The sequence below is a fragment of the Modicisalibacter sp. 'Wilcox' genome, assembly GCF_010993675.1.
Lineage (GTDB): Bacteria > Pseudomonadota > Gammaproteobacteria > Pseudomonadales > Halomonadaceae > Modicisalibacter > Modicisalibacter tunisiensis.
This window is the reverse complement of record NZ_WNXF01000001.1, coordinates 164,955-178,614: the sequence shown is the minus strand read 5'-3', so window position 1 is coordinate 178,614 and position 13,660 is coordinate 164,955. Positions and strand designations below refer to the sequence as shown.

Annotated in this window: 9 protein-coding genes; 7 read left to right on the top strand and 2 right to left on the bottom strand. The window is 69.1% G+C overall.

From position 1 onward, the window contains the following. Positions 1–77 precede the first annotated feature (77 nt). From G7A98_RS00780 to rsd, 7 genes are all read left to right on the top strand, one after another. Positions 78–1,655 (top strand): phosphoenolpyruvate carboxykinase, encoded by a 1,578-nt coding sequence (locus tag G7A98_RS00780; protein ID WP_163647577.1) that lies wholly within the window; start codon positions 78–80, stop codon positions 1,653–1,655. A gap of 140 nt (positions 1,656–1,795) precedes the next feature. Beyond that, positions 1,796–2,305: a peptide-methionine (R)-S-oxide reductase MsrB gene (msrB, locus tag G7A98_RS00775; RefSeq protein ID WP_163647576.1), complete on the top strand. Its 510-nt coding sequence runs from the start codon at positions 1,796–1,798 to the stop codon at positions 2,303–2,305. A 171-nt stretch (positions 2,306–2,476) separates the two neighbouring features. Beyond that, positions 2,477–4,843 carry a Tex family protein gene (locus G7A98_RS00770; RefSeq protein WP_163647575.1) on the top strand — a complete coding sequence of 789 codons (2,367 nt, stop codon included), beginning with the start codon at positions 2,477–2,479 and terminating at the stop codon, positions 4,841–4,843. 109 nt (positions 4,844–4,952) lie between these two features. Then, positions 4,953–6,554: a glutamate--cysteine ligase gene (gene gshA, locus G7A98_RS00765; RefSeq protein ID WP_240464641.1), complete on the top strand. Its 1,602-nt coding sequence runs from the start codon at positions 4,953–4,955 to the stop codon at positions 6,552–6,554. 48 nt (positions 6,555–6,602) lie between these two features. After that, positions 6,603–7,121: a disulfide bond formation protein B gene (locus tag G7A98_RS00760; RefSeq protein WP_163647573.1), complete on the top strand. Its 519-nt coding sequence runs from the start codon at positions 6,603–6,605 to the stop codon at positions 7,119–7,121. 314 nt (positions 7,122–7,435) lie between these two features. Beyond that, positions 7,436–8,794, top strand: a complete 1,359-nt coding sequence (locus G7A98_RS00755) for a solute carrier family 23 protein (protein WP_163647572.1) — start codon at positions 7,436–7,438, stop codon at positions 8,792–8,794. A 107-nt stretch (positions 8,795–8,901) separates the two neighbouring features. Continuing rightward, a complete protein-coding gene (gene rsd, locus G7A98_RS00750) occupies positions 8,902–9,405 on the top strand; it encodes a sigma D regulator (RefSeq protein WP_163647571.1) in 504 nt (167 codons plus the stop codon). 86 nt (positions 9,406–9,491) lie between these two features. Here the strand turns inward: rsd and G7A98_RS00745 are convergent, their stop codons facing one another. Together G7A98_RS00745 and G7A98_RS00740 are read right to left on the bottom strand one after the other, a co-directional pair. After that, on the bottom strand, positions 9,492–12,557 hold the full coding sequence (locus tag G7A98_RS00745; RefSeq protein WP_163647570.1) for an efflux RND transporter permease subunit: 3,066 nt from the start codon (positions 12,555–12,557) through the stop codon (positions 9,492–9,494). Further along, complete coding sequence (locus G7A98_RS00740; RefSeq protein WP_163647569.1) at positions 12,557–13,648, bottom strand: efflux RND transporter periplasmic adaptor subunit; 1,092 nt, start codon at positions 13,646–13,648, stop codon at positions 12,557–12,559. The genes G7A98_RS00745 and G7A98_RS00740 overlap by 1 nt, the downstream gene beginning before the upstream one ends. Between the last annotated feature and the right edge of the window lie 12 nt (positions 13,649–13,660).

Below are 13,660 nucleotides of genomic sequence, written 5' to 3'. Positions count from 1 at the left end.
GGCGGCAAACGCCCGTGATGCGCGGTCGCTTTTTTGGCTAACGAGAGAGAATCGGCCCTCGAGGCCCAGGACACCCCATGACTACGAATTCCGCTGCTGCCCAGCCGACGGCGCGACGCGCGAGCGTGCACACCAACCTCTGCGCCGCCGAACTCATCGAACGTGCCGTTGCCGACGGCGAAGGGCGCCTTGCCACGAACGGCGCCCTGGTCGTCAACACCGGCGAGCGCACCGGCCGTTCCCCGGCGGACCGCTTCATCGTCGACGAGCCGTCCACCGCCGACCTGATCGACTGGGGAAGCGTGAACCGTCCCTTCGATGCCGAGCGTTTCGATGCCCTCTGGGAGCGCGTCGAGGATTACCTGGCCGAGGGCAGCAGCTATGTTGCCGAACTGCATGTCGGTGCGGACCCCGAGCACTACCTGCCGATCCGCGTGACCACCGAGACCGCCTGGCACAACCTCTTCGCCCGCAACCTGTTCGTGCGCCCCGAGGCCTTCAATCCCAAGGGCAAGAACGAGTGGACGATTCTCAACGCGCCGCACTTCACCTGTGATCCGTCGCGCGACGGCACCAACTCCGACGGCGCGGTGGTCATCAACTTCGCGCGCCGGCGCGTGCTGCTCGCGGGCATGCGCTATGCCGGCGAGATGAAGAAGGCGATGTTCTCGGTGCAGAACTTCCTGTTGCCCGAGAAGGACGTGCTGCCCATGCACTGCAGCGCCAACGTCGGCGAGGACGGCGAGACCACGCTGTTCTTCGGCCTCTCCGGCACCGGCAAGACCACCCTGTCCGCCGATCCGGCGCGCTACCTGATCGGCGACGACGAGCACGGCTGGGGCGAAGGCACGGTGTTCAACATCGAGGGTGGCTGCTACGCCAAGTGCATCGACCTGTCCGAGAAGAACGAGCCGGTGATCTGGCAGGCGATCCGCTTCGGTGCGGTGCTCGAGAACGTGGTGCTCGACGATCGCCGGGCGCCGGACTACGCCGACGACAGCCTGACCCAGAACTCCCGCGCCGCCTACCCGCTCGAGCACATCGACAAGCGGGTCGAGGAGAACCGCGCCGGCGAGCCGAGTGCCATCATCTTCCTGACCTGCGACATGAGCGGCGTGCTGCCGCCGGTGTCGGTGCTCTCCAAGGAAGCCGCGGCCTACCACTTCCTGTCCGGCTACACCGCCAAGGTGGGCTCCACCGAGATGGGCTCCTCGGCCGGCCTGGAAGCAACCTTCTCGACCTGCTTTGGCGCGCCGTTCTTCCCGCGGCCGGCCCGCGAATACGCCGACCTGCTGATCAAGCGCATCGAGGCCTTCGGCTCGCGGGTCTACCTGGTCAACACCGGCTGGACCGGCGGCAGCTACGGCCAGGGCGGCAGCCGCTTCAGCATTCCCACCACCCGCGGCATCATCAGCGCCGTCCAGTCCGGGGCGCTCAAGGACGTGGAAACCCGTCGCGTCGACGGCCTCAACCTGGACGTCCCCGTCGCGGTGCCGGGTGTCGACTCGCGGCTGCTCGACCCGCGCGAGACCTGGGGAGACCCCGCCGCCTACGATCGTCAGCGTCAGGAACTGGTGGCCAAGTTCGTCGAGAACTTCAAGAAGTTCGCCGGCGTCGACGAGGCGATCATCGCCGCGGGCCCGTCGCTCAACTGAGCCCCGCGTCGGTTCGCCAACGACCTCGCCGAGGGCGCGTCAGATGACGCGCCCTCGGCGTTTCCGGCCCCGCTGCATCCGCGATGGCGGGGCCGGCGTATGCTGAAGGTGACGTGGCGAACAACGAGCGGAGGGACGTCATGCAACGACGACATTTTCTGGGCCTGCTGGGCGCCGGCGGGCTGGCGGGGCTGCTGCCGGGCTGGGCGCTGGCGCGTCCCGTGCTGGACCTGAAGCGTGGCGCCGATGTCGAGCCGCTGTCGCTCGACGAGCAGGCGTGGCGCAAGCGCCTCAGCGAGGCGCAGTTCCAGGTGCTGCGCGAGGCGGACACCGAACCGGCGGGCAGCAGCCCCCTCAACGCCGAGAAGCGCCGCGGCGAGTATCGCTGCGCCGGCTGCGACCTGACGCTGTTCACCAGCGCCATGAAGTATGACTCGGGCACCGGCTGGCCGAGTTTCTTCGACCATGTCGAGGGGCATCTGCTGACCCGGCTCGACTTCGTGCTGCTGCTTCCGCGTACCGAATACCACTGCGCCCGCTGTGGCGGGCATCAGGGCCATGTCTTCGAGGACGGCCCCGAGCCCACCGGGCTGCGCTGGTGCAACAACGGCCTGGCGCTGCGTTTCGTGCCGGCCGCCGCGAGCGGCTGAGCGCCGCAGGAATCGGCATCGACGGCGGGCCGGCGCGCTTCGGCCTGCGCCCTCGCGCGGCTTTGTGGTACCTTGTCGCCACCCGTGGTGTCGGCCCTCCCGCCGGGCTTGACGCCGCCTCGGCGCGGCGCTTCCCGGGCCGCCCGGTGAACCTGTCAATGCAAGGATTCCATGGACGTTCAGACTTCGATCAATGCGCGTCTCGCCGAGGAACTCGGCGTGCGTCCCGCCCAGGTGACAGCGACCGTCGAACTGCTCGACGGCGGGGCCACCGTTCCGTTCATCGCCCGGTACCGCAAGGAAGTGACCGGCGGTCTCGATGATGGCCAGCTGCGTCAGCTCGAGGAACGCCTGCGCTATCGGCGCGAGCTCGAGGAGCGCCGCGCGAGCGTGCTGGCCAGCATCGACGAACAGGGCAAGCTGACCGCGGCACTGGCGGCGCAGATTGGCGAGGCCGACACCAAGCAGCGCCTGGAAGACCTCTACCTGCCCTACAAGAAGAAGCGCCGCACCAAGGCGCAGATCGCCCGCGAGGCGGGGCTCGAGCCGCTGGCCGATGCGCTGCTGGCCGATCCGACCCTTGATCCGGAGCGTGAGGCCGCGGCCTATCTGCGCCCGGCGGACGGTGACACGCCCGCCGTCGCCGACGCCAAGGCGGCGCTCGACGGCGCCAAGCAGATCCTCATGGAGCGCTTCGCCGAGGATGCCGAACTGGTCGGTCGCCTGCGCGAGCGCCTGTGGCAGGAGGGCGTGCTGCGCGCGCGCCTCGTCGAGGGCAAGGAACGCGAGGGCGCCAAGTTCGCCGACTACTTCGAGCACGACGAACCGCTCGCGAAGGTGCCGTCGCATCGGGCGCTGGCCATGTTCCGTGGCCGCAACGAGGGCGTGCTGGCGCTGACCCTGGCGCTGCCGGGGGAGGACGAGGCGCCGGTGCATCCCGCCGAGGTGGCGATCGCCCGCCATGCCGGCATCGAGCTGGCCGCCGAGGCGCCGGGACGCGCCGCCGATCGCTGGCTGCGCGAGGTGGTGCGCTGGACCTGGCGGGTCAAGCTCTACACCCACCTCGAGACCGAGCTGATGGGGCGGCTGCGCGAGCGCGCCGAGCGCGAGGCGATCGAGGTCTTCGCCGCCAACCTCAAGGACCTGCTGCTGGCCGCGCCGGCCGGCCCCCAGGTCACCCTGGCCATCGACCCGGGACTGCGCACCGGCTGCAAGGTGGCGGTGGTCGACGCCACCGGTCAGTTCCTCGAGCAGGCGGTGATCTACCCGCATGCGCCCCAGAAGCGCTGGGACGAGGCCCTGGCGGTGCTCGGCGGGCTGGTCGAGCGGCACGGCGTCACCCTGGTGGCGATCGGCAACGGCACCGCCAGCCGCGAGACCGACAGGCTCGCCGGCGAGCTGGTCAAGCGCCTGGCGCCGCGTCGCCTGACCAAGGTGATGGTCAGCGAGGCCGGCGCCTCGGTGTATTCCGCCTCCGAGCTGGCGTCCCGCGAGCTGCCGGAGCTGGATGTCACCATCCGCGGGGCGGTCTCCATTGCCCGCCGTCTGCAGGACCCGCTGGCGGAACTGGTCAAGATCGAGCCCAAGTCGATCGGCGTGGGTCAGTATCAGCACGATGTCTCGCAGGTCCAGCTCTCGCGGAGTCTGGAGGCGGTCATCGAGGACTGCGTCAACGCCGTGGGTGTGGATCTCAACACCGCGTCGGTGGCGTTGCTCTCGAGGGTCTCGGGGCTCAATCCCGGGCTGGCCGAGAACGTCGTCGCCCGGCGCAACAGCCAGGGCGTGTTCCGCGACCGCCGCGACCTGCTCGAGGTCAACCGCCTGGGGCCGCGCACCTTCGAGCAGTGCGCGGGCTTTCTGCGCATCATGAACGGCGCCAACCCCCTCGATGCCAGCGCGGTGCACCCGGAAGCCTATCCGCTGGTCGCGCGCATCGCCGAGCGCAATGACCGCGACCTGGCCAGCCTGGTCGGCGACAGCGGCTTTCTGCGCACGCTCAAGCCGGCGGACTACGTCGACGACACCTTCGGGGTGCCGACCATCACCGACATCCTCAAGGAGCTCGACAAGCCGGGCCGTGACCCGCGCCCCGAGTTCCGCGCCGCCGAGTTCCGCGAGGGGGTCGAGACGCTGACCGATCTCGAACCGGGAATGATTCTCGAGGGCAGCGTCACCAACGTGACCCACTTCGGTGCCTTCGTCGACATCGGTGTGCACCAGGATGGCCTGGTGCATATCTCGGCGCTGTCGGACACGTTCGTCGAGGATCCGCGCCAGGTGGTCAAGGCCGGCGACATCGTCAAGGTCAAGGTGATGGCGGTGGACGTCGAGCGCGGCCGGATCGGCCTGTCGATGCGCCTTCACGACCAGCCGGAGGCCGAAGCCGGCGAGAAGGAGGCCAAGGGCGAGAAGCCGGCGCGGCGCGGCAAGGGCGGCGGGCGACGCGGCCGCGGCGATGCGGGCAGCGGCCAGTCGCCGGGCGGGCAGATGGGCGCGCTGGGCGAGGCGCTGCTCAAGGCCCGCGACAGGACGCGCTGAGCCGGGCCGGAATGATTCGCCTTGAAACGGCTGTCTCCGGCACCATAATCTGATGTTTCACCGGCACGTCGGGCGTGCCGGCGGCGGTCTTCAACATGGGGTGTTCAACTTGTCCGAGCAATTCGTCAATGCCATCGCGAGGCTCCGTGGCGCGGCGCGCCAGGGCGCCCTGGGACGCCTGCGGCGGGGTATCGAAAAGGAAGGGCTGCGCGTCGACGCCGACGGCCGGATCGCGCAGACGCCGCATCCCCGGGCGCTGGGGTCCAAGCTGACCCATCCGCACATCACCACCGACTACTCCGAGTCGCTGCTGGAATACATCACCCCGGTCTACTGTCGTCCCGAGGATGCGCTGGCGTTCCTCGCCGACCTGCATCGCTTTTCCTATCGTCATCTCGGTGACGAGCGGATCTGGCCGGCCAGCATGCCCGGCCGGCTCGACGGCAACGACAGCGTGCCGATCGCCGATTACGGCCCGTCCAATGTCGGCTTCATGAAGCATGTCTACCGCAAGGGGCTCGACGTGCGCTACGGGCGGATCATGCAGTCGATCGCCGGGGTGCACTACAACGTCTCGCTGCCCGAGGATTTCTGGCCGGTCCTGCAGGAGCTGGAAGGGGCGACGGACACGCCGCTCACCCATTACCGCTCGGCGCGCTACTTCGACATGATCCGCAACTTCCGCCGCAACAGCTGGCTGCTGCTCTACCTGTTCGGCGCGTCGCCGGCGCTGGATCGCAGCTTCCTGACCGGGGCGGCGCCGGGCCATCTGCGCGCCCATGCTCGTCACACGCTGGTGTCGCCCTACGCCACCAGCCTGCGCATGTCCGATCTGGGCTACCAGAACAAGGTTCAGGCCCAGCTCAAGATCTGCTTCAACTCGCTGTCCAACTACGTCGGCACGCTGCGCCACGCCATCACCACGCCGTGGCCGGCCTATCAGCGCCTGGGGGTCAACGAGCAGGGCGAGTGGCGCCAGCTCAATGCCAACATCCTGCAGATCGAGAACGAGTACTACAGCGACATCCGTCCCAAGCGCGTGGCGCGTCACGACGAGACCCCGTCCCAGGCGCTCGAGGCCCGCGGCGTGGAGTACATCGAGGTGCGCTGTCTCGACCTGAACCCCTTCCTGCCGCTGGGGATCGACGCGACCCAGATGCGCTTCCTCGACGTCTTCCTGATGTGGTGCCTGCTGGCCGAGAGCCCGTGGATTCCGGATGAGGAGTGCGACCGGCTGGACGACAACCGGCGTGCCGTGGTGGAGCAGGGGCGCAAGGCCTCGCTGGCCCTGGCCGTCGACGGTCGCGAGCAGCGTCTGGCCGACCGCGCGGCGGCGATCTTCGCCGAACTGCGCGAGGTGGCCGAGCTGCTGGACATCAACGAGGAGGGCGGTGTGCATGTCGCGGCACTGTCGGCCCTCGAGCCGCTGCTCGACAATCCCGAGCACACGCCGTCGGGGCGGCTGCTGGGCGAGCTGGAAGCCAGCGGCAGCGACTTCGTCGAGCATGTGCTGGGGCTGGCCAATGCCCAGGCCGAGCAGTTCCGGGCCGAGCCCATGGACCCGGCGCGGGAGGCGCTGTTCCGCGAGCTCAGCGAGACCTCGCACCAGCAGCAGGCGCAGATCGAGGCGGCCGAGACCCGGGATTTCGCGGCCTTTCTCGACAGCTATTTTGCCCGCGCCCGTGAATCGCGACCCACGCCCGCCTCGTAACGCTTGCGGCGACCCCGGCGGGTCGCCCCGAATCATGGAGTGATCCGCATGCCTGTCAGTCTGCGCCGCCTGTCGGTGCGTCAATGGAGTCTGGCCGGTCTGGCCTTCTGTGCCCTGATGATGGGCGTCGCCCTGGCCCTGCAGTATGTCGCGGGGCTGGAGCCGTGCCCGCTGTGCATCTTCCAGCGCATCGCGGTGATCATGGCGGCCGGGGTCTTCCTGGTCGCCGCGCTTCACAATCCGCGCGGCTGGGGCGGCCGGGTCTACGGATTGCTGGGCCTGCTGGCGGTGGGCGGCGGCATCGCCGTCGCCGGCCGGCATGTCTGGCTGCAGTCCCTGCCTCCCGATCAGGTGCCCAGCTGCGGGCCGGGGCTCGATTACATGCTCGAGGTGCTGCCGCTGTGGGACGTGCTCTCCCGGGTGCTGTCGGGGTCGGGCGAGTGCGCGACCATCGACGGGTACTGGTGGGGCCTGACGCTGCCACAGTGGACGCTGATCGGCTTCGCGGTGCTGGCCCTGGTGCCGCTTGGCCTGCTGCTGATGCCGCGCCGCGCCCGCGGCGTCTGACTCCCTCCGCCTCAACCGAACGGCCGTGAGCCGGCGCTCGCGGCCCTCTGCCTTCCTTCACCGTCTGTCTTTCCGCGCGTGTCGGCTCGTGCCTCTTTAGTCGCAGGAAAGGGACTCGGCCTGCCGGCCATCCTTGCCGTTTCTTTCAGTGATTCCTTTTTAATCAAATGGTTGGGACATCATTCCCTTCGCTGTCGGGATGCCGCGACACCGCTGCGGGCAAAAAGAGGCTTTTATCGCTCCGGACATTTGGTATACGGTTTTACCTGTTTATTGTGTACAAATAATCCAACAACACAACGGATCCGTAGCGCATGAACCCCGCGAGCCAACGTCAGTCGGTCTTCGACTTCTACGGCAAGCCGCCGCTTCTCAAGGCCTTGCCGCTCTCTCTCCAGCACATCCTGGCCATGATCATGGGCACGGTGACGGTGCCGATCATCGTCGTCGGTGCCGTGGGCGCCTCGCTGGCGGACAAGATGGCGCTGATCCAGATCTCGCTGATCTTTTCCGGCGTCTCCACGCTGATCCAGCTCTATGCCATCGGCCGTTTCGGGGCCCGCCTGCCGGCGATCTTCGGGGTGGGCTTCGCCTACGTGCCGACGCTGACCGCGGTGGGTGCACAGTACGGCCTGAGCGGCATCCTCGGGGCACAGATCGCCGGGGGCGTGGCGATGATGGTGGTGGGGCTGTTCACCCGGCACCTTCGCCAGTGGTTCCCGCCGGTGGTCGCCGGGGTGGTGGTGCTGGTGATCGGCCTGTCGCTCTACGATATCGCCATCAACTACATGGCCGGCGGCGTGGGCAGCGCCGATTTCGGCGCCCCGATCAACTGGTTCCTGGCGCTGGCCACCTTGCTGGTGGTGCTGTTCGTCTCGCAGTTCTGCCAGGGCTTTCTCAAGCTGGCCTCGATCATCTGCGGCATCGGTGTCGGCTACGGGATGGCGCTGGCACTGGGGCGAGTCGACTTCACGCCGGTGCTGAACGCGCCCTGGTTCACGCTGCCGCAGCCGCTGAGTTTCGGCCTGTCGTTCCACGGCCCGGCCATGGTGTCGATGGTGATCATCTGCGTCATCAACTCGGTGCAGACCATCGGCGATCTCTCCGCCACCACGGTCGGCGGCATGAATCGCGAGCTCGAGACTCGCGAGCTCTACGGCGGCCTGCTGGGCAACGGCCTGTGCACGGCGCTGGGCTCATTCTTCGGTGCGCTGCCGACCTCCTCGTACAGCCAGAACGTGGGCATCGTCGCCATGACCAAGGTGATCAGCCGGTATGTGCTGGCGCTGGCGGCGTTGTTCATGCTGACGGCGGGCTTCGTGCCCAAGTTCGGGGCGCTGATGACCACCATCCCGCTGCCGGTGCTGGGCGGGGCGACGGTGATGGTCTTCGGCATGATCACCGTGACCGGGATTCGCCTGATCACCAAGGACGAGATGTCCTCGCGGAACATCACCATCGCCAGCCTGGCGCTGGCGCTGAGCATGGGTGTCTACGCGGTGCCGGAATCGATCGCCCGGTTTCCGGAGGTCGTGCAGCTGGTGATCGGCGGCTCGCCGATCGTGATCGCGGCGCTGGTGGCGTTCACGCTCAACGTCATCCTGCCGCGCCGCTCCCTGGCCGACGAGGAGGCCGAACGCGAGGCGGTCGAGGCGCGACTGAGCGAAGGTTGATGTCCCGCAAGGGATTGCGCCGGCGGGGTCGCAAAGGATTGACAGGTGACGCCGTTGGGGTGACGCTGGACCCTCGCTGCCGGACGACGACACAGGGGAGGCGACCGATGCTCGAAGACTGCAAGACCGCCCAGGAGCACTGGGGTGGCGTCCACCGCCTGATCGACCGCTGGCTCGAGGAGCGACGGACGATGCTGGGCGTGTTCACGGAGCTGCGCCAGGCCTGCGAGGTGGACCCCGAGGCCATCGGCAAGTCGCAGATCGATCGCTTCAGTGAACTGCTGATGGACTACATCAGTGCCGGGCACTTCGAGATCTACCCCCAGCTTCGCGAGGAGGCCCGGCACTTCGACGACGAGGCGGCGCTGGCCCTGGCCGGCCAGCTGCTCGAGCGCCTGGAAATGTCCACCGCCATGGTGCTGGACTTCGACCGCGACTTCTCGACGCCGACGCGCTGCCAGCACTTCGCCTCCCGCCTGCCCGCCTGGCTCCAGCGGCTCGACCGCGGCCTCTCCGAACGCTTCTCGCTCGAGGATCGGCTGATCGCCCGGCTGCATGCCGCGCACTCCCCGCAGCCGGCCTCGGGCGTGGCACCCCGCGCCACCCTGTAACGGCCGTCGTCACGCGGCAGTTATCGCGCCTCGCCGGATGACTCGACGAGGCGCACCGATTCCCTTCTCCGTCACTTACTGCTTCCTTACCGGCGACGCCGTCGCGCGCCCAGGCGCGCCCCGAGTTCCAGCATGCAGGGCGTGAGCAGCAGCGTCAGCCCGGTGGCGAAGGCCAGGCCGCCGGCGATCGCGCTGGAGAGCTGGGTCCACCACTGGGTCGAGGGCGCGTGCCAGCCCAGGCTCGGCGTCAGCAGGTCGACGTTGACCCCCAGCACCATGGGGATCAGCCCCAGGATGGTGGTGATCGCGGTGAGCAGCACCGGCCGCAGCCGCCGGCAGCCGGCTTCCAGCGCCGCCTGACGCGCGGACAGCCCGTCGCCGCGCAGCTGGTTGTAGGTGTCGATCAGCACGATGTTGTTGTTCACCACGATGCCGGCCAGGGCGATGATGCCCATGCCCACCATGACGATGCCGAAGGGCTGGGCGTTGAGCAGCAGGCCCAGCAGCACGCCGGCGGTCGAGAAGACGATCGCCGAGAGCACCAGGGCGGTCTGGTAGAGGCTGTTGAACTGGGTGACGAGGATGATCGTCATCAGGAACAGGGCGACACCGAAGGCGCTGACGAGGAAGCGGCTGGTTTCGGCCTGGTCCTCGCGCTCCCCGGCCAGGTTCGCGCGTACGCCGTCGGGCAGTTCGGCCAGGGTCGGTGCCAGGGCGCGCAGGCGTTCGTCGACCTGGCGGCCGGGCTGTACGTCGGCCTCCAGGGTGATGGCGCGATGGCCGTCGATGCGGTGCAGGATGCCGACCTTGGGCGCGGGCGTGAGCCGCACGAACTGACGGATCGGCAGCTGGCCCCGCTGGGTGTGCACGGTCAGGCGCTCGAGCTGGTCGAGGCTGCGCCACACCGCCGGCAGGCGGACCCGGATATCGACCTCGTCATCCACCTCGGGCGGGCGGTAGGTGGCCAGGGGCAGGCCGGTGGTGACCAGCTGCACGGCGCTGCCGATGGTGGCCACGTCGGCGCCGAAGCGGGCCGCCGCCTCGCGATCCACCTCGATGCGCCACTCCACGCCCGGCAGGCTGCGATTGTCCTGGATATCGCGGAAACCACCCAGGCGCTGCATGGCCGCGCGCAGCTGTTCCACGGCGGTGTCCAGCGTTTCCGGCTGGCGACCGGTCAGCTCGATCTGGATCGGCTTGCCGCTGGTCGGGCCGCGTTCCTGTTCCTGAAACGTCAGGCGCACACCGGCCAGGTCACGGGTACGCGCGGCCATGTCGTCGAGGATGGCGCTGGCCGGGCGGCGCCGATCCCAGTCGATCAGCGAGACGTTGAGCTGGCCGATCACGTCGGCGGCCATGCGGTTGTCCGGGGCGGCGAAGGAGCGTGCGTAGAGGGCGTCGATCTCGGGCATGCCGGCGACCCGGGCCTCGACGCGACGCACGATGGCGTCCTTCTCGTCCACCGACAGGTCGCCGCGGGCGTGCACCCGGATCTGGGCGTTGTCGGGTTCCACCTCGGGAAAGAACACCACGCCATGGTTGAAGCGCGCATAACCGACATAGATCACGGCCATGATGCCCAGCGCGCCGAGCAGGGCGAGCGCCGGACGCGCCAGCAGGCGGTCGAGCAGCCGTCGATAGAGCCGGGCACCGGCATCCAGGCCGCCGCCGGTGCGGGATGTATTGCGACGTCGCAGCAGGTTGCCCAGGGTCGGCAGGAAGATCAGCGCCATCAGCAGCGAGGCCAGCAGGCACAGCACCACCGTGGCCGGCAGGTATTTCATGAACTCGCCGACCACGCCCGGCCAGAACAGCAGCGGCACGAACACCGCCAGGGTGGTGGCGGTCGAGGCGATCACCGGCCAGGCCATGCGTCCGGCGGCTCCCGCCCAGGCGTCCCGCGATGACGAGCCCCGGGCGAGGTTGTAATCGGCCTGCTCGCCGACCACGATGGCGCCGTCCACCAGCATCCCGGCGACCAGGATCAGGGCGAACAGCACGACGATGTTGAGGGTGTAGCCGATGCTCCAGATCAGCAGGATGCCGGTCAGAAAGGCGCCGGGAATGGTCAGGCCGATCAGCAGCGCCGAACGCAGGCCCATGGTGGCGAGAATCACGATCAGCACCAGCACCACCGCGGTCAGCACGTTGTTGAGCAGGTCATCGAGCAGGGAGACGACGGTGGTGGACTGGTCCATGATGGTGCGCAGCTGCAGGGTATCCGGCAGGCTGGGCCGGGCCTCGTCGAGCACGGCGTGGACGGCCCGGCTCGTGGCGATGATGTTGGCCCCGGCGCGCTTGGCGATCTCCAGCACGACGGCGGGCTGGCCGTCGATCCGGGCATAGCCCTGCGGGTCCTTGAAAGTACGATGAATGACCGCGACGTCGCCGAAGGTGACCACCCGGTCGCCGTCCACCTTGATCGGCATGGACAGCAGGTCGTCGAGGTTCTCGATCAGCCCGGGCACCTTGATCGCCAGGCGGCCGGCGCCGTTGTCGATGCTGCCGGCGGCGACCAGGCGATGATTGCGCGAGACCAGGTTGAACAGGGTGTCGAAGTCGATGCCGTAGCCGGCCAGTACCTGCGGGTCGACGACGATTTCCATCAGGTCCTCGCGCTCGCCGGCGATATCGACGTCGAGTACCTGCGGCAGCCCTTCGATGGCGTCCCGGAGGCCACGCGCCGCCAGCATCAGCTCGCCGGCGGAGAGCGGGCCGGAGAGTCCCACCGAGAGCACTGGAAACCGCGAGACGTTGACTTCCATCACCCGCGGTTCATCGGCCTCATCGGGCAGCGAGCTGCGGGCGATATCGACCTTTTCACGCACGTCGGCCAGCGCCTGGCGCGGGTCGAAGCCGGCATCGAACTCCAGGGTGATCGAGGCATAGCCCTCGGCCGCCTGGGCGGTCATCTTGCGTACGCCCTCGATGGCCTGCAGTTCCTGCTCCATGGGGCGTACCAGCAGGCGTTCGGCGTCTTCCGGGCTGACGCCCTCGAGTGTCAGCGACACGTAGATGGTGGGGATCGTGACGTCCGGGTTAGCCTCCTTGGGGATGGCCAGGTAGGCCACGCCGCCGCCGATCAGCAGGAAGAGCAGCACCAGCAGGGTGGTCCGGGTGCGGTCGATGGCGGCGTCGATCCAGCGGCGCATCAGGAGCCCTCGGGGGTGTCGGCGGGGACGGGGGTCACCCGCTGGCCGGCCTTGACGAAACCGCCGCCCAGCGTGATCAGCCGCACCGGATCGGGCAGGCCGCCGACCCAGGCGTGCTCGGCATCGGCGCTGATCAGCTCGACGGGGCGAAAGCGTACGCGATTATCGGCGTCGACGGTCTTCACCCCCAGACGGCCCTGCTCATCGAGCACCAGCCGGGCCGGCGACAGGCGGTGCGCCGGACGCGGCGGCAGGGAAAGGGTCAGGGTGGCGCTGGCCCCGGCGACCCGCCAGCCCTCGGGGTTGGGCACGCTGGCCTCCAGGGCGAAGCGCCGGGTGGCCTCGTCGGCCTCGCTGGCCACGAAGCTGACGCGGCCCTCGAGGCGGCGGCCGTCGAGCAGGGTGAGGTGCGCGGGCATGCCGACCGCGATGTCGCCGGCCCGCTGCTGCGGCAGCCAGGCGGTCGCCTTCAGGTGGCCGACATCCACCAGCCGGCCCAGGCGCTCGCCGACCTGGACATAGGCCCCGGGGTCGATGTCGAAGCGCTCGAGCGTGCCCGCGAACGGGGCGTCGATGCGGGTATCGGCCAGCGCGTCCTGCAGGGTGGCCAGCGTGGCCTGGCTGCCGGCCAGCTCGCTCTGCAGGCGCAGCAGCTCGTTGTTCGAGACCAGGTTGCGCCCGCGCAGCTGACGCGCGCCCTCCAGTTCGGCGCGGGCCAGTGCCAGGTCGGCGCGGGCCTGCGCGAGGCGGGCGGGCAGGTCGCCGGCGTCGAGGGTCGCCAGGCGATCGCCGGCGGCCACCCGGTCGCCCTGGGCGTGCGGCAGCGCCTCGACCCGTCCGGCGCGCCGCGCGCGCAGGACCACGCTGCGGCGAGGCTCGAGCTGGCCTTCCAGAATGACCTGCGGGGCATGGGGTTCGGCGTGTGACAGGCGAACCTCGACGCGGGGTGCCTCGGCGGTGGTCGTCTCGGTGGCGGAAGCGGGCGGTGTGTCGCGGAAATGCCGGCTGTCTCCGAAGGCGAGCCAGAGCAGCAGACCCAGGCTCAGCAGCAGCGCCAGCCAGGCGGGAGAGAGCATCGCTCGTATGCGCATGACGGGATCCTG

Coding starts and splice junctions, on each gene's coding strand:
- G7A98_RS00780 (WP_163647577.1), top strand. CDS start 78: ATGACTACGAATTCCGCTGCTGCCCAGCCGACGGCGCGACGCGCGAGC.
- msrB (WP_163647576.1), top strand. CDS start 1,796: ATGCAACGACGACATTTTCTGGGCCTGCTGGGCGCCGGCGGGCTGGCG.
- G7A98_RS00770 (WP_163647575.1), top strand. CDS start 2,477: ATGGACGTTCAGACTTCGATCAATGCGCGTCTCGCCGAGGAACTCGGC.
- G7A98_RS00760 (WP_163647573.1), top strand. CDS start 6,603: ATGCCTGTCAGTCTGCGCCGCCTGTCGGTGCGTCAATGGAGTCTGGCC.
- G7A98_RS00755 (WP_163647572.1), top strand. CDS start 7,436: ATGAACCCCGCGAGCCAACGTCAGTCGGTCTTCGACTTCTACGGCAAG.
- rsd (WP_163647571.1), top strand. CDS start 8,902: ATGCTCGAAGACTGCAAGACCGCCCAGGAGCACTGGGGTGGCGTCCAC.
- G7A98_RS00745 (WP_163647570.1), bottom strand. CDS start 12,557: ATGCGCCGCTGGATCGACGCCGCCATCGACCGCACCCGGACCACCCTG.
- G7A98_RS00740 (WP_163647569.1), bottom strand. CDS start 13,648: ATGCGCATACGAGCGATGCTCTCTCCCGCCTGGCTGGCGCTGCTGCTG.